Here is a 255-nt window from a genome sequence, read left to right as displayed (position 1 = left end):
GAAGGATCATTCCTTCAGACATAGGAGACACCTGCTAAATGCGCCACATCCTGTGGCAACGCATGTGTTAGCACCTCCTGTGCGTTGTTCTTTGAAAACTAGATAACAGTAGACATCACATTCAATTCGTAATGCAAGATATCACGTAGTGATTCTTTTTAACGGTTAAGTTAGAAAGGGCGCACGGTGGATGCCTTGGCACTAGGAGCCGATGAAGGACGGGACGAACACCGATATGCTTCGGGGAGCTGTAAG

General features: G+C 47.1%; 1 rRNA gene. It reads left to right on the top strand.

Annotation, left to right across the window (positions count from 1 at the left end):
* Window positions 1–163 precede the first annotated feature (163 nt).
* Window positions 164–255, top strand: a 23S ribosomal RNA gene (locus tag KI350_RS22860); the annotation flags it as partial.

This window comes from Bacillus sp. J41TS8, from assembly GCF_018333035.1.
Taxonomy (GTDB): domain Bacteria; phylum Bacillota; class Bacilli; order Bacillales; family Bacillaceae; genus Bacillus; species Bacillus paralicheniformis.
This window is presented reverse-complemented; position numbering and strand designations above follow the sequence as displayed.